This is a genomic window from Rufibacter sp. JT20002, from assembly GCF_056491185.1.
Window position 1 is genome coordinate 2,263,880 of the sequence record NZ_JBSZJY010000001.1, and the last position, 22,967, is coordinate 2,286,846.

Here is a 22,967-nt window from a genome sequence, read left to right on the forward strand (position 1 = left end):
AAATTAGCTCTGAAACAGCGTTAGAAGTTCCAGCCAACGGTAGCCACAAACGAGGTGTTTTTGTGTTGGTTTCTGACAGTTGGGGTTAAAAGACCTTCAAACTCAGATCCGGCCACATCAAACTCAGCGTTCACGTAAGGCGAGTACACACTGTTGTACTTGCTGTACACCAAGGCGCCGTCAAGAAAGAAATTGTTCTGTCTGATGCCAAGGCCACCGGTGTAATAGGTCCTGGCCTGGTTCACATCACTGCTCTTAAACGGATCGCCATAAAGGGCGTACCCGGCTCTTACTCTGAAGATGTTGAAGCGGCCTTCCGCGCCTATGCGATAGTTGATAGCCTTGTCATAAGCCGTTCTGATGGCTTGGTTTTCGGTCTGGAAAGACTCATCGGCATCTAATCTGGCGCTACTGTAATCAACATACTCCACATCGGCGGTAATGAATCCGTTTTTGCCTAAGAACACCGCTGCGCCACCACTGGCTCTGAAAGGAGTAGTGAGGCTATACTCATACTCTCCCAAATCAGTTGAAAACGACTGGTTCAGAGAAGCTCCTGATTCTGGAGCTTGGGTGAAGTTAACCGACAGGTTGGTGGTAAACTGATCGGTCAAGGTGTACCAAGTGGGCGTTTGAACCGAGAAGCCTAGACGAAGGGCATCGTTAGGTTTGTAGATAGCCCCAATCCGTAAGCTTAAGCCAGATCCCTCGGTGGTGAGTTCGTCGCGTAAGTTTAGGTTGGTGATATCGGTGGCTGGTCCTTGCTCGCTGTAATTTCGGGTTTGTTTGAAGCGAACCGTGGTCAAGCCCAAGGAAGCCCCTAGGAAAATTTTATCGCGGAAGCTGGCGCCGTACGCAAAGTCCCACTGGTTCTGAGACCCTCTGGACTCTATGTTTTCACTGAAGGCATTTGTCTCAACCCAGTTAGGATAGTAGAAGCCATTTGCGTCTTCATCAATCAAATAAGTTTCATAGGCCAGTTCCTGAAGAGAGTTAGCTGGTAACCCGAAGGCGTTTGCCCGCTGAGCAGCATATTCTCCAAACTTCATGTTTTCCTCTGGACCAGTGGCCTGATAGAATGTGCGCTGGTTAAAGTTGTTCAGTCTGGTGAACCCAATTCCGAAAGAGCTGGAACGCCAGTCGCCTTCCTCGTCATCGGCTTTGCGGGTAGAGAACACCGCTGAAAGCCCCGGGATGTTAAGGTTGTTGCGGCTGTTGGTGGTGGCAGAGCCGTAAACTGAGCTGTTTACGTCAATGGAGTTTACACCGGCGGAGACCGTAATCTCAGAGCGTCTGAACAAACCTAAACCCGCAGGGTTGGTAGAAAAGGAGCCAGCATCGCCGCCAAGGGCTACGTTAGCGCCGCCAAGTCCCATGGTGCGGGCGGTACCGCCAAATTCTGTGCGTGAGTAACGGAGAGCATCTACCTCATTCTGGGCAAAGCTCTTCCCGGCACTGCCTAGCAACGCTAGGCAGGCCAAAAGAAAGCTATATCGTTTCATGTAAGTTTAAGAAGGGGGATTAATTTCTGCCTCTACGACCGCCGCCGCCGCCTGAACTGCTTCCTCCACCCATGCTACCAGAAGAGGAAGATGAGGATCGGGTTGGTTCATACGACCGGCTTGGTTCATAAGAGCGGGTACGGGTTTCGGTTTGGGCGGGAGTGTACTCTGACCGTTGACGTCTAACAGCAGGCTGAGTTCCTTCACCGCTGCCGCTAGTGCGTATTCTTCTTTCCTGTGACGGAGCGCTAATCTCCTGGCTTCCTGCCGGAGCGGCTACTTGTCTGCGGCGGGTTTGTCCTGTGCCATCAGCGTTGGCTACACCCGATCTGGAAGAAGAACGGGATCTGTACCCTGGCTCTACTGCCGTGGCGTTGCTAGATCTGGTAGTGCCTGGTGCCGCAATGCTGCCACGTCCGCCACGGGAGATGTTAGGATTGCCGGTTGCGCCATTGTAGCTTCTGTCATCTCTGCGGCCATACGCCACCCGGTTTGCTACCGCTCTGCCACCATAGTAATTGTCATAGTAGCCACCGCCATATAATCCGCCGTAACCATATCTGTAAGGATTGTATCCGTAGCCATAGCCATAGCCCCAAGGGTTGTAGTACCGGCCAAAACCTAAGCCAATACCGATTGACAAACCTGGTCTAGGCCAGAAAGGATCATACAAGGCCATGCTTGCCATGCTAGGTCCGTAGAATGGGTCGTAGAAAGGATCCATCCAAGGGTCCATCATCACCGCTCTGGAGTAGTAGCGACCTGGATAGTAGAACGGAGAAGCGTAAGCGTAGTACGGATTCCCGAACGGCGCATCATAGTAAGAATACTGGTAAGGGGTATTGTCTCTGCGTTTCTGGGCATAAGACTCAGGGTCGCTCACGCGCTCTGTAATGTCCCTTGAAACGTCATCACCCTCTAGCTCCTCAGATTCAGAGGCGGGTTGGTCCTGAGCCACGGGCTCCACATAAGTTACTTTGTCTGCGGAGGAGAAGTACACGTCATCGTTCTCGCTGGTTTGCAAGTTAGATGAAGTGCTACACCCTGCTGCCAAAAAGCCCAGCAGAGGCAGTATAAGCAGTTTATTGGTATAATATTTCATTGGAGTATAGTAGTTGGTTATGGATGCTAGATCAATTCACGAGCCCAGTCACACGAGTATCCGGTTCGCCAACGTTTCTATTCAGATATATTAACGTATTTTTGATCCGAAAAGGTGTAGAATCGCTCAAGAAAATAAGCAAATTCTATGCCGTGTTATTAGAGATTCGCTATATATTTCTTCTTTATCAAAGATACAAAAAATGAGCAAAGGGTTGCCTAAACGAAGTGAGGATTATTCTCTCTGGTATAATGAGTTAGTGAAACGAGCCGGACTGGCTGAAAACTCAGCAGTGCGCGGCTGTATGGTGATAAAACCGTACGGGTACGCCATTTGGGAAAAGATGCAACGGGTATTGGATGACATGTTCAAAGCTACTGGACACTCTAACGCGTATTTCCCCCTATTCGTGCCCAAGAGTTTGTTTGAGGCCGAAGAGCAGAACGCCGAAGGCTTTGCCAAAGAATGTGCCGTGGTGACCCACTACCGCCTGCAAACCGACCCGGACAAGCCCGGAAAACTGCGGGTAGACCCCAATGCCAAACTGGAGGAAGAACTTATTGTACGCCCTACCTCAGAGGCCATCATCTGGAGCACCTACAAAGGCTGGATTCAAAGCTACCGCGACCTGCCGTTGCTCATTAACCAATGGGCAAACGTAGTGCGCTGGGAAATGCGTACCCGTCTGTTCCTGCGGACTGCTGAGTTTTTGTGGCAAGAAGGCCACACCGCCCACGCCACCGCACAAGAGGCTATTGCTGAAACCGAGCAAATGCTGCACGTCTATGCTGATTTTGCCGAGAACTTCCTGGCCTTACCGGTTGTACGCGGAAAGAAAACCCCGAATGAGCGCTTTGCCGGTGCTTTGGATACCTACTGCATTGAAGGTTTGATGCAAGACGGGAAAGCCTTACAAGCTGGAACGTCCCACTTCCTGGGTCAGAACTTCGCGCAGGCGTTTGACGTGAAATTCGCGACCAAAGAAGGCGGACTGGAGCACGTATGGGGAACCTCCTGGGGCGTAAGTACCCGTTTGATGGGTGCCCTGGTGATGGCGCACTCCGATGACGAAGGCTTGGTGCTGCCTCCAAAACTGGCGCCTATCCAAGTGGTGATCGTGCCTATCTACAAAGGCGAAGAGCAATTGGCGCAAATCTCTGAGAAGGTTTTAGGCCTGAAAAAACAATTAGAGGCTAAAGGCATCTCTGTGAAATTTGACGATCGTGACACCGAACGCCCTGGATTCAAGTTCGCCGAGTGGGAGCTGAAAGGCGTGCCGGTACGCATCGCCATTGGTGGACGTGACCTGGAGAACGGCACCGCCGAGGTAGCCCGCCGCGACACGAAAGAGAAAAGCTCGCAGCAGTTTGATGACCTGGTGAACCTGATTCCTGCATTGCTGGATGAGATTCAAGCCAACATCTTCCAACGTGCCCTGGACTTCAGAGAAGCCAACACCACCAAAGTTGATTCTTACGAGGAGTTCAAGCGTATCCTGGACGAGAAACCAGGTTTTGTATTAGCCCATTGGGACGGCACGCCTGAGACAGAGGAACGCATCAAAGAAGAAACCAAAGCCACTATCCGCTGCATCGCGTTAGACTCTCCAGAGGAAGAAGGCGTGGACATGGTGACTGGAAAACCTTCCAGCAGACGCGTGTACTTTGCCAGAGCTTATTAAAAGTTAAGGAAAGCCTAGCTGCTTTCTATTGTTTTTGAAAAGGGAGCCACGTTGAAAGTGGCTCCCTTTTTATTTTTAACGTTGTTTCAGAAAAAGAGCGAAAAAACTGAACGTGAAGAACAAGCGCTGATATAGGCACTTTCGTACTTTTGACGCATCTAACGCTTAACCCAACTCTTATGAAAAGCATCGCCATCTTTTGCGGGGCCAGCAGCGGCCACAATCCAGTTTACCGTGAAGCCGCCCACGCCTTAGGAACCTTGTTTGCCCAAAAAGGAATCCGCTTAGTCTATGGCGGTGGTAAAGTAGGGTTGATGGGCGTGATTGCGGATGCTGTCTTGGCCGGAGGAGGCGAAGTGGTAGGGGTGATTCCGCAGAGCCTGGTGGATATGGAGGTGGCGCATACCGGCCTCACCAAACTGCATGTGGTGCAAACCATGCACGAGCGCAAAGCCCTGATGGCCGCTGAGTCAGACGCCTTCGTGGCCATGCCCGGTGGTTTCGGGACGTTTGATGAGTTCTGCGAGATTGTGACCTGGAACCAGTTGAAGATTATCCAAAAGCCTGCTGCCTTGTTCAACGTGAATGGCTACTTCAATCCGTTCCTGCAGATGATGGACCACAGCGTCACCGAAGGTTTTGTAAAGGCCGAGCAGCGCAACAACATTATCATCGCTGATAAAGGCGATGCCTTACTAGACCAAATTATGAACCATTCACCCATCATCACTGAGAAGTGGGTAGACTTCAAGCGAATTTAAGTTTCCCGTTCTAAGTGCTTTTTTCAGAAAAGAGACGTTAAGGGCAGTAAACCAGAGCCAGCTATTCAATCAATATGAGGTACTTGCTAGTATTATCATTCTTGCTGCTGTCAAGCATGAGTGTATTCGCCCAGAAACAGGAGATGATTATCCGGTTGTCAGAATTAGAGATTGATTCTAAGTACCTGAAAGAATATAACAAGATTCTGCAGGAGGAAGCTGAGGCATCTGTACGTTTGGAACCAGGTGTCATTTGCATTTTCCCGATGTCTCTGAAGGAGAATCCGAACCAGATTAGAATTGTGGAAATATACGTTAACAAAGAAGCGTACGAATCGCATTTAAAAACTGCGCATTTTCAGAAGTACAAGACCTCTACCCTTAAGATGGTGAAAAAGCTTGAGCTGATAGATATGGATGCGTTAGATGCGGACACCATGAAAAAGATATTTCATAAGTTGAATTAAAATCAACCTTCAAGAACTTAGGTTGAAATGTGAAACTTATCACAGTTTCTAGCAATGGAAAAAGCCATGCTCCAGCCTAGGGTTTCGCATACTTTAGGTAGAAGTATTGAAAACAGGAGTTTAAAAGAGAAGGCCAAGCAGATGCTTGGCCTTCTCTTTTAATAAATCGTGCTATTTGATACAGAAACTTACGCTTCCAGTACCATCTGCGTCACAGCATTTATCCAGGTGGGATGCGTATTGCAGCTTTCTACCAATTGCCAGTGCTCTCCGCCCGCGGCCTCAAATTCCTCCTTGAACTCCTTGCCTACTTCAATGGTGGTTTCCAAACAATCGGCTACAAACGCGGGGCTGAACGCCAAGACGCTTTTCACACCGGCAGCTGCCAAGTCTTTCAAGATGAAATCGGTATACGGTTTCAGCCACGGGTCTTTGCCCAGGCGCGACTGAAACGAGACGGTGTACTTGTCTTCCGGGATGCTCAGGGCTTTGGCTAATTGACGAGAGGTTTCAAAGCACTGGGCGCGGTAGCAGTAGCGGTTCCGGCTGTGGTACGTGTTGCAGCAAGCGCCTAATTGGCAATAGCCTTTGGTACTCGCTTTCAGGATTTGGCGCTCTGGCAAACCGTGGTAACTGAACACAAAATGGTCATAGTCGCGCTTGGCCATGTGCTCACGGGCAATCTCGGCGAATGTGCCAATAAAGCCCGGGTGGTTGCAGAACGTACTAATGAACCTTATGTCTGGAATCACTTCCCATTTGCTCACAATCTCCATTACTTTCTCCTGCACAGAACCGGTACTGGCCGAGGCATACTGAGGGAACAGCGGCAGCACCACAATACGGTCCACCACTTTCTCTTGCAACTCTCTCAGAGCGTTCTCAATGCTGGGACTTTGATACCGCATGCCAAACGCCACATGGTAATCCTTGCCTAGTTTTTCCTGCACCAATCGCTGCAAGTCCAGTCCGTGGAACAGCAGGGGAGAGCCGCGCTCGGTCCAGAGTTGGGCATACACCTTCGCTGATTTAGGAGCTCGGAACGGCGCTATGACGCCGTTCACCAGCACGTATCTATTGGGCGCGGCAATGTCCAGCACCCGTTTGTCTAATAAAAATTCGCGCAGGTATTTGCGCACGTGCGGTACGCTGGGAGAGTCCGGCGTGCCGAGGTTCACTAATAATACTCCTGTTTTGCCAGTGGCTCCACTTTTCATACGCTTTCAATTGAGCTGCAAAGATACGGATTTGCGAAGCAGTTGGCACGGGCCAAATAAATGATATCCATCATTTTCCTATAGATAATAACAATGAGGTATAGAGGAGGCTGCTTCCTTTTTACGCCTGTTTTCACCAAACCAGACGTAAACCTACTAAGTGCGAAAGGCGGGTAAATGTTTCAAGTTCCTGTTGAGTTGTTGCAAAGCCAAAACGCAAGTACTGTCGCTGTCGCGAGCCTTCGGCTCGTGTCCGGAGCATATTGAATTAAGTTCAAGGACAAGTGGACCAATCAGGATTACGTGCGGACACGAGCCGGATGCTCGCGCCAGCGCTGGAATTATACTGTTTTTATGAAGCTGTTTTCCTGAAAAGGAGCCAGAAACGTAAGCGCAAAGGCTTCGTAATCAGAAAGACAATGGGTTTAACTCTGATTCAGAACTCATTTAAAAGCGTTACCTTTGCAAATTGTTTTAAAAAGGAGGTGATAAAAATGACAGAAAAACCACACAAAGCAGGATTTGTAAGCATCATAGGCAAGCCTAACGTGGGCAAGTCTACCTTGATGAACGTGATGGTAGGCGAGAAACTGTCCATTATCACCTCAAAAGCGCAAACCACCCGGCACCGCATCATGGGGATTCTCAACTCCGAGGATTTCCAGATTGTGTATTCAGATACGCCCGGCATCATTCAGCCGCAGTATGAGCTTCATGAGTCTATGATGCGTTTTGTGCATTCTTCTTTAGAAGACGCCGATGTTATTTTGTTTGTAACCGACATCTACGAAAAGCACGATGAAAGCGAAGTGGTGGAGCGTCTGCGCAAAGCCAAGGCCCCTATTCTGCTGCTTATCAACAAAATTGACCAAGCCACGCAGGAAGAGGTAGTCGCTAAAATAGAATACTGGAAAGAACAACTTCCGGCGCAGGAATACATGCCCATCTCGGCGTTGCACAGCCAAGGCACGCCTGGCGTGTTTCAAAAGATTCTGGACCTGCTGCCTGAGCACCCGGCCTATTATCCCAAAGATGAACTAACCGACAAGCCAGAGCGTTTCTTTGCGGCCGAGATGATACGGGAGAAGATTTTCCTGAACTACAAGAAAGAGATTCCTTACAGCTGTGAGGTGGTCATTGAAGAGTTCAAGGAAGACGAGGAGATCATCAGAATGCGCGCCGAGATCAGCGTGGAGCGCAAAAGCCAGAAAGGCATTGTCATCGGAAACAAAGGTGAAGCCCTGAAAAAAGTAGGCACCCAGGCCCGCATAGACATGGAAGAGTTCTTCGGCAAAAAAGTGTTTCTGGACCTGTACGTGCGCGTGAATGAAAACTGGCGCGCCGACAAACGTCTTCTGGACCGTTTCGGCTATAACAGCATTTAAATAGACGCTAGTAGCTAGATATTAGACCATAGAATTAATGTAAGTCTAGCATCTAGAATCTAACTACTAACATCTAATAAAATTCCCTAGCGGCGCCACGAAGGCGATACCGCAGGTTTAACCCGCGTTTTGGGAGCGATTCCCGAAAAGGAGCCTCAAAACGCACATTCCAATTGATATGGCACAAAATACAATCGCCATTGTAGGACGCCCCAACGTGGGCAAATCAACCTTGTTCAACCGCCTGGTGGGCCAGCGCAAAGCCATCATGGACAACGAGAGCGGCGTTACCCGTGACCGCCATTACGGGCACGGCAACTGGACAGGCAAATACTTTACCGTTATTGACACCGGCGGCTACGTGCGCGGGTCTGACGATATTTTTGAAGAGGAAATCAGGAAACAGGTAGAACTGGCCATCAAAGAAGCCGATGTGATCCTGTTCATGGTAGACGTGGAAGCAGGACTCACTGGTTTGGACCAAGAGTTCGCCGATGTGCTGCGCCGCACCGATAAGCCGGTGTACATTGTGGCTAACAAAGCTGATACGCACTCCCGCGGGCACTTGGCCGGTGAGTTTTACGCCTTGGGTTTTGAGGGCGATATTTTCCCTGTCTCCAGCCAGAACGGTTCGGGTACCGGTGACCTGTTGGATGAGGTAGTGAAGCACTTCCCCGAAGAAGGCATTGAGAACCCAGAGGCGGGTATTCCGCGCATTGCGGTGGTAGGTAGACCAAACGTGGGTAAATCCTCGTTCGTTAACCTGCTGTTGGGCGAGGAGCGCAATATTGTAACTGACATTGCTGGAACCACCCGTGATTCTATCCACTCGCACTACAACGCATTTGGCAAAGAGTTCATCATTGTAGATACTGCCGGGCTCCGGAAGAAAAGCAAAGTACACGAAGACATTGAGTTTTACTCTGTGCTGCGTTCTGTGCGCGCGCTGGAGGAAAGTGACGTGGTAATAGTGATGCTGGATGCCACTCGTGGTATTGAAGCGCAGGACATGAACATCATTGGCTTGGCAGATAAAAACCGTAAGGGTTTAGTGATTCTGGTGAACAAGTGGGACTTGGTGGAGAAAGAAACCAACACCATGCGGGACATGGAGAACGCCATCCGGGAGAAGATTGCGCCAATTGCGTATCCGCCGATCGTGTTCATCTCTGTATTGACCAAACAGCGCGTGCACAAAGCCATTGAAACAGCTATCCAAGTGCATGAGAACCGCTCCATGAAGATCCCGACTTCTAAGTTGAATGATGCCATGCTGAAGGAGATCGAGCGTTATCCGCCGCCATCCATCAAAGGCAAATTCGTGAAAATTAAATACGTGACGCAGTTGCCTACCAATACGCCTACGTTTGCGTTCTTCTGCAACCTGCCGCAATACATCAAAGAGTCTTACACGCGGTACTTAGAAAACCGGTTGCGTGAGCATTTTGGTTTTGAAGGAGTGCCCATTAATTTAGTGTTCAGAAAGAAGTAAGGGGCCAACCCCTTATTTCTTTCTCCGCGACTTACCTACTACCTAAACCCTGATTACCATTAACTTTTATGAGAACTGTTTTATTTGTAGCAGCAGCCTTTGTGTTGACTTTCTCTGCATGCCAATCTAAAGAAGTACAAGAGACTCCTGTTTCTACATCAGAATCTGTAAATGAAACCACAGCAACTGATGTTGCAGAAACTACTGCTGCTCCTATTGATACCGTAGGTTTGTCTAAAGACACTCTTTCTTCTGATATCTAACCTAATTTAAAAGCAAAGGCTGCAGAGCCAACGTGATCATTCTTGGCGCGAACCACTCCTGATGTAGTTCAGGAATGGTTCGCGCCTTGTTTGTTTAGAAGAATCTGATTGCATTGTAGTTATATCTCGCCGTAGGAATATATCCATTTCTCCATACACCCGTACACTACCCCAAAGAGCTTCAAATCTCGTTTCGTTGGTTTCCTGCAAAGGCCCGAAAGAACGAGAGACAAAGAGCAGATTACCCGTTCAGACAAAATAAAACTATGAAAAAGACATTGTTTCTGTTTGCTTTTTTAGGAGGCCTTGTAAGCTTTTCGGCGTGTGACTCTAAAACCGAGAATAACATGGAAAAGCAGGCAGAGAAAGTTGAAACCCACGCCGAGATGGCTGGTGATTCTGTGTTGGCCAGACAAGCCAGAGAAGCCAAAGACAGTATTGATCAGGTAGATCCAGAATAAGGACCCAGATCAGGAAAGACCATACCGTTCTACAAGATAAAACTATGAAAAAGACATTGCTAGTGATGGCTACGGCCGTAGGTATCATGACATTCACTTCTTGTGACTCAGCTAAGGAAAACCAAGTGGAAGACCAGACTGAGCAGCGGGAAGACATAGAAGATGACGCTGACAACCCTGGCCCAGAGGAAGGTGCTGAAGAACGGGAAGACAGCGTAGACGCGGTTGACCCGAGTTAATTTCTCTTCCTGTCCCTAAAAAGAAAGAGCCGATCTCTCACCAGAGGTCGGCTCTTTCCTTTTATACTTGGTCGGTTGTTTTTCAGGCTTAAACTGCTGCTTCGTTTTAAGACTGTTTTACCTAAAACCTAGCCTAATCAAGGCCCCAGTCTTCTCTGGATCATCTTATCTACCAGAAGGAAAAGTTGCGGGGGCGCCAGCGTACGCCACGGGATCTTGTCCAGGTCTCCCCCGAAGTTGATATAGTAATCCAGGTGAAACTGCTGCATCTCCTGCACCACAAATTCCTGAAACCCGATGGCCGCAATCCAGCCTTCCTCTACATCCTCAAACCACTCCTCGTAGTAGGCATCGTCTGAGCCATGGAAATTGAACACGTTCTCGCCAATAAGAATGTAGTGGTTAATGCCTTCGCCTACCATCAGATCCAGCACGTTGCGCTTGAGGGTCATGATGTCATTGTTGAGGGTATCGTTCCACTCGCCAATCAATTCAATGATGGCGTAGTTGTCATGGTAATCCACGTACAGGATCTTGATGAAGAGCGTCTCAGAATCAATGTCATCCCACTGCGGATGGATGTAGTACCCGTAGATGGTGTGCGTGTATTCGTTCTCGCTGTTTTCAGCCCCGTACAGCGGAGAGCGTTCGTCTTCTGAAGCCGAGTAGGCTTCTATCCAGTTATAGAATGGTTCAATGGTATGCATGGCAATAGGGCAGTATAGTATGACTGCCGAAATGCATAACGGAGAAAAGGCCCCTAGGGATGATGGAATGGCATAAAAAAGATTCGCCGGAGGCCGGCGAATCTTCTGGTATGTTTTGGAACCGTTTCAAGGAAAACAGGCTTGGAACGGAGATATTAATGCTCGGCGGCCGCGGTTATGGCGGCACGTACGCTACCGTGTAACTCCAGTAACTCTTTCGCTTTTTCTTCAGAAGTGTTCAACTCTTCCATGATCATGCGCACGCCCCGGTCTACCAGTTTGTGGTTGGTCAATTGCATGTCAACCATCTTGTTGCCTTTCACCCGGCCCAGTTGAATCATGGTAGAAGTGGTCAGCATGTTCAAGGCCAGTTTCTGACCAGTGCCGGCTTTCATGCGGGTACTGCCGGTCAAGAACTCAGGGCCGGTCACTACTTCTACCGGGAACTTCGCTACCGCAGCTACTTTGCTGTCTGCGTTGCAGACAATACAGCCGGTGGTAATGCCGCGCTCATTGCACGCCTGCAAGCCGCCAATCACATAAGGCGTCCGGCCCGAGGCGGCAATGCCTACCACTACGTCTTTCTCGTTCACGCCGTAGGCATCCAGGTCAATGATGGCCTGCTGGTCATCGTCCTCGGCAAACTCCACAGCTTTCCGGATGGCTGTATCGCCACCCGCCATGATGCCAATAACCAGGTCAAACGGTACCCCAAACGTAGGTGGGCACTCAGACGCGTCTACCACGCCCAACCGGCCACTAGTACCCGCGCCAATGTAGAACAGGCGGCCGCCCTCCTTCATTTTAGCTACGGTGGCTTCTACAAGTTTCTCTAACTGCGGAATGGCTTTCTCCACGGCCAGAGGCACGGTCTTGTCTTCTTTGTTGATGTTCGTGAGGAGTTCCTGCACGCTCATCTTTTCTAGATGGTTGTAGTGCGATGCGGTTTCAGTAGTGCTCATGCTGTGATTTTCTGTTGGTGGTACAGGCTCAAACCTGCAATAGGGCTTTCTAAAATCTGACCTACAATGATGTTATACTGCTGGGCTACCGTACGCAGGATGTCTCCGAAATAGAAGGCAATGGAACCTACAAAATGGGTTTCTTTCTGCCGGTAGTCAGGATACTTTACTACGGTTTTCTGGAAAAAATCGGCGAAACACTGGCAAATCATTTGGTAGATGAAGGGGTGCTGCCGATGGTCAAACAGGAATTTGGCGTATGCTGCCATGTAGCGGTTGGGGTACGGTTTGCGGTACACATGGTCTACAATCTCGTCACGGTTAGTGTTGTAGCGCGCCATGAATGCATTGTGAATGTCTTCGGGCAGTTCCTGGTTCAGGAAGGCTTGTACCAGCAATTTTCCCATGTAACCACCACTGCCTTCATCGCCCAAGATAAAACCCAGGTTAGGCACGTTCTGCACAATCTTCTCTCCGTCATAGAGGCAGGAATTGGAACCGGTTCCCAAAATGCAGGCAATGCCTTCTTTGTCTCCGCAAAGCGCGCGGGCCGCCGCTTCCAGGTCATGGTGCACGTGAATCTGCGCACTAGGGTAAAGCTCCGCAATGGCCGTCCTTACCACTTCCTGCTTGTCTTTGGCACTGCAGCCTGCCCCGTAGAAGTAAATCTCTGAAGGGTTCTTGCCCTCTAGTTGCGACAAGAGGCTTTCTTTTAGCATCTGTGCAATCTCAGGGGTATTTTGGTAGTAAGGGTTGATGCCCGCTGTATGGGCCTGGGCAATCACGCCCTCAGTATGGAGTAAACGCCAGGCAGTTTTAGTAGAACCGCTGTCAGCAATCAGAATCATAGGTGTTTTTTGAAAAACGAAGACCAAATCTCAGAAAAACCGCTCAAAACAGAGCTATTTTTTTAAGATTCCTATCACTGTAAACTTATCAAATACATATTCGGTGTGCGGGGCATCAGCTAGTTCCTCGGTTAAATCCTGGCCTGCCCAGTGCTCATAATGGTTTCCGCGCCGCCACAACCTTGACTTGGTGACGTCATAGATCTCGCCCTTGTACGCCACCCAAATCTCGTCTCGGTCCTGGCCGTTTCTGAGGGCTAACTGGGCGCGGGTGTATTCTTGCATGTTGGTGAGGAGGAAAGGGGGTAAGTTGTTGAGTGTATGCTAACCCTTACATGCGGGACTGCATGAGAATCCATCTGTTGGGTACTTCGCCGTCGGCGGCGGTGAGGTAGTCCTGGTAGCTGCAAGGCACAAATAAGGGTGGCCGCATGCCCGAAAGGTCGTCTACCTGCATCCACCATTTCTCGGTGTGTCGGTTTTTGTAGAAGAACATTTTGTTAGGGTTGTCATGAAACCCCACCGAAAACTTAAGGAACTGCCTGCTGTTGAAATCAAGGGTGCCCTGGCGTTGATAGAAACCTTCAATGCTGTACCAAACCATGGTAGCCAGCGTGGTGGCGGTTAAAGAACGATGGTCAAACTCAGGGCGGTAGCCATAGAAGCCCAGTGAACTGAGTTGGTCGTTCTGGCCGGCGTACCAGCAGAGTTGGCAAGCCTCTTCACCAGTAAGCCCGAATGGATTTGCTTGTTGTTGCCCTGGGGCATCCTGGTGCTTGATGGCCGAGACATCAAAACTGATCAGGTCGGCTTGCCTGATGATGGGTTCCATCTCCTGCATCTGTTGCCGTACCTGGCCCACCCGGTATAATTCAAAATGAAGTTTTTCAAAGGCCGCCAGCGTAGAAGCATCGCTCAGGTAGGCTTGGTGACCTATATGGCTGAACCCAAATAAATAGTTAGGGTCGTGCAGCAGGATACGGTGCAGGTGGTGTTGGTCGGGGATGGTTTCTTCTACAGAGCCCATGTCCAGCTGGCTGTCTATCATGACCAGGTTAACTGATTTAGACAAGTGCTCGTACCCCAAGAACTGACCATAGGTAAGATCATGGGAACCGCCCAGGAGAATAGGAAATTTGCCCGAGTCTACTAATATTTCAATTACCTCTTTCAGGCGCAGGTAGGTGTCTTCCAGGTGAATGCCGGGCAGCAGGTTGCCTAAATCCATCACCAGCCACGAGCCGGTGCCTTTCATCAGACGGTATAGTTCCTGCCGTATTCTGTTAGGCCCTTCGTAGGTGAGATTGGTAGCGCCGGTGGTGCCGCGGTATTCTGGTAGGCCAATCAGAACCACTTCTGCAGAGCGCCAATCCGGGAACGAGTGGATGAAAGGGGCTAAGTACCCCCCCACGGTCTTGGGTTTGTCAGCCTGCCCGAAGAGTTCCTCGGGAAGAGGTTCAAAAAAGATGGAAAGGTTCATGTAAGGCGTGTGGCAAAAATCAAATTTAAACAATTATCAGCCATCTGGCAGAAGCATTTTTAACAATTCGGTTGCCTAAGCACTCACCTGTTTTGTTTTTTTTAAATAGTTTTTACGTTATATTAACCCAACAAACAACTAAGAAGCGCTATCCTATGAAAGTAACCCGGGTTTTTGATTTGTTAACCAACCAGTTAGAGCAGTTTCCTCAACCAGACTGCCTGGCTGCCAAAATCAATGGAGAGTGGGTGAAATACAGTACCCAGCAACTGCAGGATACAGCCAACAAGTTGAGCCTGGCCTTGATTAAGTCCGGGATCAGGAAAGATGACAAGGTGGCGCTTATTTCCATGAACCGCCCGGAGTGGACTTTCTGTGACTATGGCATTCAGCAGACCGGCGCGGTGAGCGTGCCCTTGTACCCTACCATTACCGTAGAAGATTACCGGTACATCCTGAAAGACTCTGAATCCAAAATCATCCTGGTTTCCACGGAGGACCTCTATAACAAAGTCAAAGAAGCAGTTACTGAGCTACCCGGCGTGCAGGAGATTTACACCTTTGACCGCGTGCCCGGTGCCAAGCATTGGTCTGAGTTATTGAAACTCGCCGAGGGCGAAGATCCGGCTACGCTGGAGCCCTACAAAGCAGATGTAAGACCATCAGATCTGCTTTCTATTATTTACACCTCCGGTACTACCGGTGCCCCAAAGGGTGTGATGCTGTCGCACAATAACCTGGTGAGCAATTTCACCAACGTAAAGCCCTTTGTGCCTGTAAACCAGGAGCACCGCGCCTTGAGCTTTTTGCCGCTCTGCCACATCTATGAGCGCATGGTGTCCTGCATCTACTTCTCGGTGGGCGTGTCTATCTACTTTGCCGAGAGTATTGAGAAAGTAGGCGATAATCTCAAAGAAGTGAAACCACACATCTTTGTGACCGTGCCGCGTTTGCTGGAGAAAGTGTATGACAAGATTGTGGCCAAAGGCGGCGAACTGACCGGCGTGAAAAAAGGCCTGTTCTTCTGGGCGCTGGCCTTGGGGCAGAAATATGACACCCGCACCTCGCCGGGCTTCTTCTATGATACCCAATTGAAATTGGCGCGTAAGCTGATCTTCTCCAAGTGGCAGGAAGCGCTAGGCGGAAACGTGAAAGTGATTGTGTCCGGTGGGGCGGCCTTGCAACCTCGGTTGGCCCGTGTGTTCTGGGGCGCCAACATCCGCATCATGGAAGGCTACGGTCTTACCGAGACGTCTCCGGTGATTGCCGTGAACCGCTACGAACCCGAAAACAACGTGATCGGCACTGTTGGTCCGGCCATTAACAACGTGGAAATCAAGATTGCCGAGGACGGCGAAATTCTGACCCGTTCTGAGAGCGTGATGGTAGGATACTACAAACGCCCAGACCTGACTGCTGAGGTCATTGACCCAGACGGTTGGTTCCATACTGGCGACATTGGCGAATTGGTAGAAGGCAAGTTCCTCAAGATCACCGACCGCAAGAAAGAGATGTTTAAAACATCGGGCGGAAAGTACATCGCACCGCAGTTGATTGAAAACAAATTGAAAGAATCCTTGGTGATTGAGCAGGTGATGGTAGTGGGTGAAGGCGAGAAATTCCCCGCCGCGCTCATTGTACCTGCCTACGAAGGCCTGCAGGAGTGGTGCCGCATCCACAACATCCCCTACACTTCCAATGAGGAGATGGTGAAAAAGCCCGAGGTCATCGCCAAGTTCCAGAAGGAGATAGACAAGGCAAACGAACACTTGGCGCAGTATGAGAAGATCAAGAAGTTTGTGCTGCTGCCAAAACTCTGGAGCGTGGAAACCGGCGAGATGACTCCTAAACTCAGCATCAAGCGTAAGGTGATTACCGCCAATAACCGCGAGTTGATTGACAGCCTATACCGCACGGCGTAAGGCACGTATACACAGAAGAGGAGATGCCTGTCAGCATCTCCTCTTCTTTTTTACAGCGGCCCGTTTAGGCTTGGTTTTCAGGAAACAGCGTGTAAACGGCTCTGTTCTGAAAGGGCGTAAAAAGCAATCTGTTAGCGAATTGTTAACCAACCAGACAAAAAGCAGGTGCTAAGTAGTAGAATATGGGATAGAGGTATCTTCTATTAAGAAATTAAAAAATTATTCTTTTATAGTATGCAAGCATAACAATTTTTTCTAAATTTGGTAAGAGACAGACACACCACATGAAAGCAAACGAGACGGTTGACTATAATATCAAAGTTTGTTGGCACGCCATCGCGCGCATGTACAATGCCCAGGCAGTGAAGAATGACATCACTACTTCTATCGGGTTTGTGCTACTGAATATTGATCCTGAGAAAGGAACGCCCGCCACCAAGATTGCGCCTTTGTTGGGGCTGGAGGCCAGAAGCCTCACCCGCATTCTGAAAAGCATGGAAGAGAAAGGACTGATCTACAAAGTGGCCGATGAGCAGGACAAGCGTTCGGTACGGATTCTGCTCACAGAGCAAGGGTTGGAGAAGCGGGAGATAAGCCGGGTAACGGTACGCCAGTTTAACCAGAAGGTGCGGGAGATGATTCCTGAGAGCCAACTGCAGGTGTTCTTCCAGGTAGTAGGGCAGATCAATAACCTGATAGAGTCAAAGAAAGTGTTCTGATGCCATGGCTGGTTTTAGGGTTGGTTTAGAAAATATGCTTTAAAACCGCAGCGTAGTAAATCTGAAATATTCGTGTGTCTTGGTACGCACTTCGTGATACATAAAAGAGTAACTATGAAGAGAATTATTAAGAAAGTGGCAGTGTTAGGTTCGGGCATTATGGGCTCGCGCATTGCCTGCCACTTCGCTAACATTGGCGTGCAGGTGCTGCTGCTGGACATGGTGCCGCGCGAGTTGCTACCCGAGGAACAAGCCAAAGGCCTCACCTTGGAAAACAAATTGGTGCGCAACCGTATTGTGAATACTGCCCTGCAAACCGCCATCACCTCCAATCCTGCCCCCCTCTACAAGAAAACAGATGCCCGGCTCATCCAGACCGGGAACTTTGATGACGATCTGCCCGGCATTGCTACCTGCGACTGGACCATTGAAGTGGTGGTAGAGAATCTAAAAATAAAGCAAAGCGTGTTTGAGCGCGTGGAGCAATTCCGCAGGCCCGGCACCTTAATTACCTCCAACACCTCGGGTATTCCCATCCACCTGATGCTGGAAGGCCGTTCCGATGATTTCAGAAAGCACTTCTGCGGCACGCACTTTTTCAATCCGCCCCGCTATCTCAAGTTGCTGGAGATTATTCCCACTGAGCAGACTGATCCAGAAGTCACCAATTTCCTTTTAAACTATGGAGATCTGTTCCTCGGCAAAACCACCGTGCTGGCCAAGGACACCCCGGCGTTCATCGCAAACCGCGTGGGGATCTACGGCATCATGCAGGTCTTGCACGTGATGGAGAAACTCGGCCTGAATGTAGACGAGGTAGACCGCCTGACAGGCCCTGTTGTAGGACGTCCTAAATCTGCCACCTTCCGGACCTCGGATGTGGTAGGTCTGGATACGCTAGCCAAAGTTGCGCAAGGCCTGTACCAAACCGGCGAGGCTGATGAAGCTCGTGACTTGTTCCAGCTGCCCGGTTACATTCAGCAGATGTTGGAGAAAGGTTGGTTAGGCGATAAAACACGGCAAGGCTTCTACAAGAAAACCAAAACCGCTGAAGGCGCCACCGAGATCCTGACGCTGGATTTGAAAACCATGGAATACGGACCTAAGCATAAAGTCCGGTTCCAGAGCATGGAAATGCTGAAGCCTATTGAAGACCTGCGCAAGCGCCTCAAAGCCTTCAGCCAGGCGCAGGACAAAGCCGGCGAGTTCTTTAGAGAAACTTCGTACGGTCTGTTCCAGTACGTGACCAACCGCATTCCGGAGATCTCTGACGAACTGTACCGCATAGACGATGCCATGCGCTCCGGCTTCGGTTGGGAATTAGGTCCCTTTGAAACTTGGGATGCCTTTGGCGTACGCGAAACTGTGGCCGCCATGGAAGCCGCCGGCTACAAACCCGCCCACTGGATTTACGAAATGTTGGAAGCCGGGCACGAAACGTTCTACCGTAGCCAGAATAACCAGCGCCAGTATTATGACATTCCTAGCAAAGACTATAAGCAGATTCCAGGTACCGAGAACTTCGTGTTGCTGGATGTGCTGCGTGGTACTAACGTAGTCTGGAAAAACGCCGGTTGCTCTATCATAGATTTAGGTGATGGTATCCTGAACGTGGAGTTTCATTCTAAGATGAACGCCATCGGCAGCGAGATCATCCAAGGCCTGAACAAAGGGATTGACCTGGCTGAGCAGAACTTCCGGGGCGTGGTGGTAGGCAACGAGGCCGCCAACTTCTCTGCTGGAGCCAACTTGGGTTTAGTGTTTATGTACGCCTTGGATCAGGAGTACGATGAGCTGAACCTCATGATCAAGCAGTTCCAAAACACCATGATGCGCATGCGCTACTCGGCCATTCCGGTAGTGGCCGCACCGCACGGTTTGACGCTGGGCGGTGGCTGCGAGCTGTGTCTCCACGCCGATAGAGTGCAGGCCGCTGCCGAGTCCTACATTGGCTTGGTAGAGTTTGGCGTGGGCTTGATTCCCGGCGGAGGCGGAACAAAGGAAATGACCTTGCGCACCTCGGCTGCTTATGAAGAAGGTGATACCGAATACAACTCGCTTCGGAACGTGTTCATGACCATTGGTACCGCCAAAGTCTCCACCTCAGCCGCCGAAGCGTACGACCTCGGCTTTATGCGCCACGGCGACGGCATTACCTTGAACACCAACCGTCAGCTCGCCGAAGCCAAAGCCGAAGCCATTCTTCTGGCCGAAGCCGGTTATACCAGGCCCACGCCTAAAACCAACATCAAGGTACAGGGCCGCGGCGGTTTAGGAATGTTCATCACCGGTGCTCATGCCATGCACGCCGCCGGTTTTATCTCGGAGCACGACCGCAAGATTTCTGAAAAACTGGCTTACGTGATGTGCGGCGGTGACTTGTCTATGCCATCTGAAGTCTCTGAGCAATACTTGCTGGACTTGGAGCGCGAAGCTTTCCTCAGCCTCTGCGGCGAGCGCAAGACCTTAGAGCGCATCAAGAGCATTTTGACCACAGGTAAGCCCCTGCGGAATTAGCGTTAACGTTTAATTGTTTCAGGAGAGAAGGGAAGTCGCGTTCAGTGCCCTTTTTCTCCAAAACACCTCAAAAACAGAAAAGAAAATGCAAACTGCCTATATAGTTGCCGGATTCAGAACCGCCGTTGGGAAAGCGCCCCGCGGAGTATTCCGGTTTACCCGGCCCGATGATTTGGCCGCTGATGTGATTAAGCATCTGCTGGCCTCGGTGCCGCAATTAGACCCTGCCCGTGTAGACGACCTTCTGGTAGGAAACGCAGTGCCCGAGGCGGAGCAAGGCCTTCAGATGGGGCGCATGATTTCCCTTTTATCCTTGCCCATCAACGTGCCTGGCGCCATCATGAACCGTTACTGCGGCTCGGGTATCGAGACCATCGCTACCGCGTCTTTCAAGATTCAGTCTGGCATGGCCGATTGTATTATTGCCGGTGGCGCTGAGTCAATGAGTCTGGTGCCGGTGGTAGGCTGGAAAACCTCCCCCAACTACAAAATCGCGAAGGAGCACCCAGAGTATTACCTCAGCATGGGCTTAACTGCCGAGGCCGTGGCGCATGACTTCAAAGTGAGCCGTGAAGACCAGGATGCCTTTGCTTATGCCTCGCACCAGAAAGCCATCAGAGCTATTGAGGAAGGCCGGTTCAGAGACCAGATTGTGCCTATCAATGTAGAAGAAACCTTCTTGGATGAGAACGGCAAAAAGAAAACCCGCTCTTACGTGGTAGACACTGATGAAGGTCCGCGCGCCGATACGTCTATGGAGAAGCTAGCAAAGCTTCGTCCGGTTTTCGCTGCCAATGGTAGTGTGACCGCAGGTAACTCTTCCCAAACTTCTGACGGTGCTGCCTTCGTGATTGTGATGAGCGAGCGCATGGTGAAAGAATTGAATATTGAGCCAATTGCCCGCCTAGTGTCTTACGCCGCTGAAGGAGTGGATCCGCGCATCATGGGCATGGGACCGGTAAAAGCCATTCCGCGCGCCTTGAAAAATGCGGGCATGAACCTGCAGGACATCGACATTATTGAAATGAACGAGGCGTTCGCGTCTCAATCTATTGCCGTGATGCGGGAGTTGGGCATTGACCCAGATAAGCTGAATCCGAACGGTGGAGCCATCGCGTTGGGTCACCCGCTGGGTTGTACCGGAGCCAAATTGAGTGTGCAGCTTTTCAGTGACCTTCGCCGCGAGAACAAGAAATACGGCATGGTGACGGCCTGTGTGGGCGGTGGCCAGGGAGTTGCGGGTATCTATGAATTTTTAAAATAAACAGCATCTAAACATATGGAAACTGTAAGCAGAACATTAAAAGGCGGGGAGTTCATCATCAAGGAAACCAACGCCCAGGATATCTTTATCCCCGAAGATTTCTCTGAAGAGCAGCGTATGATGGCCGAGACGGCCCAGCAGTTTGTGCAGACGGAGGTGCATCCTTTGGTAGAGCGCATGGACAACCATGAGGAAGGCTTATTGGAAGGTCTCATGAAAAAAGCCGGCGATCTAGGCCTGTTTGGTGTGGCTATTCCGGAGGAGTACGGCGGGCTTAACATGGACTTCAACTCGTCTTTGCTGGTAACTGAATCGGTTGGTCCAGGACACTCGTTCCCAGTAGCCTTTGCGGCGCATACGGGCATTGGAACCCTGCCTATCCTGTACTTCGGTACGGAGGAGCAAAAAATGAAATACGTTCCTAAGCTGGCTACTGGCGAGTGGACGTCTTCTTACTGCTTGACTGAGCCAGGCTCTGGGTCAGATGCGCTGGCGGCTAAAACCAAAGCGGTGCTGGACGTGGAAGGCGAGAACTACATCCTGAACGGCCAGAAAATGTGGATCACCAATGCGGGCTTCGCCGATGTCTTCATTGTGTTCGCGCAGATAGACGGCGACAAGTTCACCGGGTTCATTGTAGAGAAAGGCACCGAAGGCTTAAGCTTGGGCAACGAAGAGCATAAGATGGGCATCAAAGGATCTTCCACCCGTCAGGTGTTCTTCACGGATTGCAAAGTACCTAAAGAGAACGTGCTGGGCGAAATTGGCAAAGGCCATTTGATTGCGTTCAACATCCTCAACATCGGTCGTATCAAATTAGCGGCTGCTTGTTTGGGAGCTTGTAAGAGCGTGGCAGATCTATCGGTGAAATATGCCAACGAGCGTATCCAGTTCAAGATTCCAATCTCTAAGTTCGGGGCTATTCGTCACAAACTGGCTGAGCAGGCTATCCGCATCTTCGCGGTGGAGTCTGCGCTGTACCGGGCCGGGCATGACATCCATAACAAGGAGCAGGAACTGCTGGCCGCTGGTAAAAGCTACAACGAAGCCGTATTGGAAGCCGCTCGTGAGTTTGCCGTAGAAGCCGCTATCTTAAAAGTAGACAGCTCCGAGGTATTGGACTACGTGGTAGACGAAGGCGTGCAGATCTACGGAGGCTACGGCTTCTCCGCTGATTATCCTATGGACCGCGCCTACCGCGATGCCCGTATCAACCGAATTTTTGAGGGTACCAACGAGATCAACCGCATGCTCATTGTTGACATGGTCTTGAAAAAAGCGATGAAAGGCGAGCTGGATTTGATGGGACCTGCCGCTGCCGTACAACAGGAGCTGATGGAGATTCCAGATTTCGGCGATGAAGACACCACCCTGTTTGCCTACGAGAAAAAGGCCATCAGTAAGTTCAAGAAAGCCATGTTGCTGACCGCTGGCACTGCCGTACAGAAGTTCATGATGACCTTAGACAAAGAGCAGGAAGTCTTGATGTACATCGCAGATATGGCCATCCAGGCCTACATCGCAGAGTCTACTTTGCTGCGCGTAGAGAAGCTGGTTATGCGTGATGGGGAAGAAGCACATGCTGTCCACTTAGACATGGCCCGTGTGGTGATTAATGACGCCGCCGACCGGATCAACAAAGCCGGTAAAGAAGCGATTGCCGCTATGAGCGAGCCCGGCGATGAGCAGAAACTATTGCTGATTGGCTTGAAACGCTTCACCAAACTGGAGCCATTCAACACCAAAGAAGCTCGCCGTCGTATTGCCGCTCAGATGATCAAAGCAAACGAGTACGTGTACTAATCTGCGTTTCAGGCCTGTTTAGGTTTAAACATTTATAAAAGCAGAAAGCCCCGCCGTTTGGTGGGGCTTTCTGCTTTTATGACTAAATAATCGTCTAGCTCTATGTAGGGGCAATCCCTTGTGGTTGCCCTTTCTGTGGGAAACGCTAAGGGCAACCACAAGGGATTGCCCGTAC

General features: G+C 50.3%; 21 protein-coding genes. 13 read left to right on the forward strand and 8 right to left on the reverse strand.

All coding sequences use genetic code 11. From position 1 onward, the window contains the following. Positions 1-20 precede the first annotated feature (20 nt). A complete protein-coding gene (locus ACW9SV_RS09070) occupies positions 21-1,502 on the reverse strand; it encodes an OmpP1/FadL family transporter (protein ID WP_479556417.1) in 1,482 nt (493 codons plus the stop codon). 19 nt (positions 1,503-1,521) lie between these two features. Then, positions 1,522-2,604 carry a hypothetical protein gene (locus ACW9SV_RS09075; protein ID WP_479556418.1) on the reverse strand — a complete coding sequence of 361 codons (1,083 nt, stop codon included), beginning with the start codon at positions 2,602-2,604 and terminating at the stop codon, positions 1,522-1,524. A 202-nt stretch (positions 2,605-2,806) separates the two neighbouring features. Between ACW9SV_RS09075 and proS the strand changes: the two genes are divergently transcribed. The 3 genes from proS to ACW9SV_RS09090 all read left to right on the forward strand — a co-directional run bounded on the left by proS (position 2,807) and on the right by ACW9SV_RS09090 (position 5,513). Next, positions 2,807-4,285 carry a proline--tRNA ligase gene (proS, locus tag ACW9SV_RS09080; RefSeq protein WP_479556419.1) on the forward strand — a complete coding sequence of 493 codons (1,479 nt, stop codon included), beginning with the start codon at positions 2,807-2,809 and terminating at the stop codon, positions 4,283-4,285. A 179-nt stretch (positions 4,286-4,464) separates the two neighbouring features. Then, complete coding sequence (locus ACW9SV_RS09085) at positions 4,465-5,046, forward strand: LOG family protein (RefSeq protein WP_479556420.1); 582 nt, start codon at positions 4,465-4,467, stop codon at positions 5,044-5,046. A 116-nt stretch (positions 5,047-5,162) separates the two neighbouring features. Then, complete coding sequence (locus ACW9SV_RS09090; protein WP_479556421.1) at positions 5,163-5,513, forward strand: putative quinol monooxygenase; 351 nt, start codon at positions 5,163-5,165, stop codon at positions 5,511-5,513. 188 nt (positions 5,514-5,701) lie between these two features. Here the strand turns inward: ACW9SV_RS09090 and hemH are convergent, their stop codons facing one another. Next, positions 5,702-6,730: a ferrochelatase gene (gene hemH / locus ACW9SV_RS09095; RefSeq protein ID WP_479556422.1), complete on the reverse strand. Its 1,029-nt coding sequence runs from the start codon at positions 6,728-6,730 to the stop codon at positions 5,702-5,704. 494 nt (positions 6,731-7,224) lie between these two features. Between hemH and era the strand changes: the two genes are divergently transcribed. The 5 genes from era (at position 7,225) to ACW9SV_RS09120 (ending at position 10,570) form a co-directional block, all read left to right on the forward strand. Further along, a complete protein-coding gene (gene era, locus ACW9SV_RS09100; RefSeq protein ID WP_479556423.1) occupies positions 7,225-8,115 on the forward strand; it encodes a GTPase Era in 891 nt (296 codons plus the stop codon). A 178-nt stretch (positions 8,116-8,293) separates the two neighbouring features. Beyond that, on the forward strand, positions 8,294-9,607 hold the full coding sequence (gene der / locus ACW9SV_RS09105; protein ID WP_479556424.1) for a ribosome biogenesis GTPase Der: 1,314 nt from the start codon (positions 8,294-8,296) through the stop codon (positions 9,605-9,607). Positions 9,608-9,675: 68 nt separating this feature from the next. Beyond that, positions 9,676-9,870 carry a hypothetical protein gene (locus tag ACW9SV_RS09110; RefSeq protein ID WP_479556425.1) on the forward strand — a complete coding sequence of 65 codons (195 nt, stop codon included), beginning with the start codon at positions 9,676-9,678 and terminating at the stop codon, positions 9,868-9,870. A gap of 266 nt (positions 9,871-10,136) precedes the next feature. Beyond that, positions 10,137-10,331, forward strand: a complete 195-nt coding sequence (locus tag ACW9SV_RS09115; protein WP_479556426.1) for a hypothetical protein — start codon at positions 10,137-10,139, stop codon at positions 10,329-10,331. Between the two features lie 44 nt (positions 10,332-10,375). Continuing rightward, positions 10,376-10,570, forward strand: a complete 195-nt coding sequence (locus ACW9SV_RS09120) for a hypothetical protein (RefSeq protein WP_479556427.1) — start codon at positions 10,376-10,378, stop codon at positions 10,568-10,570. A gap of 137 nt (positions 10,571-10,707) precedes the next feature. On the opposite strand, the gene ACW9SV_RS09125 is transcribed toward ACW9SV_RS09120, so the two are convergent. The 5 genes from ACW9SV_RS09125 to ACW9SV_RS09145 all read right to left on the reverse strand — a co-directional run bounded on the left by ACW9SV_RS09125 (position 10,708) and on the right by ACW9SV_RS09145 (position 14,567). Further along, on the reverse strand, positions 10,708-11,277 hold the full coding sequence (locus ACW9SV_RS09125) for a hypothetical protein (protein ID WP_479556428.1): 570 nt from the start codon (positions 11,275-11,277) through the stop codon (positions 10,708-10,710). Between the two features lie 155 nt (positions 11,278-11,432). After that, positions 11,433-12,239 carry an N-acetylmuramic acid 6-phosphate etherase gene (murQ, locus tag ACW9SV_RS09130; RefSeq protein WP_479556429.1) on the reverse strand — a complete coding sequence of 269 codons (807 nt, stop codon included), beginning with the start codon at positions 12,237-12,239 and terminating at the stop codon, positions 11,433-11,435. Continuing rightward, a complete protein-coding gene (locus tag ACW9SV_RS09135; protein WP_479556430.1) occupies positions 12,236-13,087 on the reverse strand; it encodes a BadF/BadG/BcrA/BcrD ATPase family protein in 852 nt (283 codons plus the stop codon). Before ACW9SV_RS09135 ends, murQ begins: the two co-directional genes overlap by 4 nt. A gap of 54 nt (positions 13,088-13,141) precedes the next feature. Next, positions 13,142-13,372, reverse strand: coding sequence for a cytochrome b5 domain-containing protein (locus ACW9SV_RS09140; protein WP_479556431.1), 231 nt, complete (start codon positions 13,370-13,372; stop codon positions 13,142-13,144). A gap of 46 nt (positions 13,373-13,418) precedes the next feature. Further along, positions 13,419-14,567 carry a formimidoylglutamase gene (locus ACW9SV_RS09145; RefSeq protein ID WP_479556432.1) on the reverse strand — a complete coding sequence of 383 codons (1,149 nt, stop codon included), beginning with the start codon at positions 14,565-14,567 and terminating at the stop codon, positions 13,419-13,421. 155 nt (positions 14,568-14,722) lie between these two features. Here ACW9SV_RS09145 and ACW9SV_RS09150 point away from each other — a divergent pair, with 155 nt between their 5' ends. The 5 genes from ACW9SV_RS09150 to ACW9SV_RS09170 all read left to right on the forward strand — a co-directional run bounded on the left by ACW9SV_RS09150 (position 14,723) and on the right by ACW9SV_RS09170 (position 22,792). Next, positions 14,723-16,489, forward strand: a complete 1,767-nt coding sequence (locus ACW9SV_RS09150) for an AMP-dependent synthetase/ligase (protein WP_479556433.1) — start codon at positions 14,723-14,725, stop codon at positions 16,487-16,489. Positions 16,490-16,773: 284 nt separating this feature from the next. After that, positions 16,774-17,208, forward strand: a complete 435-nt coding sequence (locus tag ACW9SV_RS09155; RefSeq protein WP_479556434.1) for a MarR family winged helix-turn-helix transcriptional regulator — start codon at positions 16,774-16,776, stop codon at positions 17,206-17,208. 114 nt (positions 17,209-17,322) lie between these two features. Beyond that, on the forward strand, positions 17,323-19,725 hold the full coding sequence (locus tag ACW9SV_RS09160) for a 3-hydroxyacyl-CoA dehydrogenase NAD-binding domain-containing protein (protein ID WP_479556435.1): 2,403 nt from the start codon (positions 17,323-17,325) through the stop codon (positions 19,723-19,725). A gap of 85 nt (positions 19,726-19,810) precedes the next feature. Further along, positions 19,811-20,989: an acetyl-CoA C-acyltransferase gene (locus ACW9SV_RS09165; protein WP_479556436.1), complete on the forward strand. Its 1,179-nt coding sequence runs from the start codon at positions 19,811-19,813 to the stop codon at positions 20,987-20,989. Between the two features lie 15 nt (positions 20,990-21,004). Further along, entirely contained in the window at positions 21,005-22,792 is a 1,788-nt protein-coding gene (locus ACW9SV_RS09170; protein ID WP_479556437.1) for an acyl-CoA dehydrogenase family protein, read from the forward strand. Positions 22,793-22,967: the final 175 nt, after the last annotated feature.